Origin of the sequence: Modestobacter caceresii, assembly GCF_000761485.1 — a bacterium.
Classification (GTDB): Bacteria; Actinomycetota; Actinomycetes; order Mycobacteriales; family Geodermatophilaceae; genus Modestobacter; species Modestobacter caceresii.
On the sequence record NZ_JPMX01000121.1, the window covers coordinates 1 to 278 of the forward strand.

The 278-nt window shown below is 69.8% G+C and carries 1 pseudogene; it reads right to left on the reverse strand.

What is annotated here, in order from left to right:
* A pseudogene (locus tag IN07_RS26020) lies at nt 1-278 on the reverse strand (methyl-accepting chemotaxis protein); the annotation flags it as partial.

Here is a 278-nt window from a genome sequence, read left to right on the forward strand (position 1 = left end):
GCCATCCGGGACAGCTCGTCGACGGCCTGCCGGGTCTGCCCCAGCGCCTGCGTCGTCGAGGTGGCCGCCGCCGACACACCGGTGATGTTCGTGGCGATCTCCGTCGACCCGCCGGCCGCTTCCTGCACCGACCGGGACATCTCGTTGGTGGTCGCCGTCTGCTCCTCCACCGCAGAGGCGATGGTCAGCTGGAAGTCGTTGATCGACCCGATGATCTCCGAGATCCGGCCGATCGCCGACACCGCACCGGAGGTGTCGCCCTGGATGGCCTCCACCCG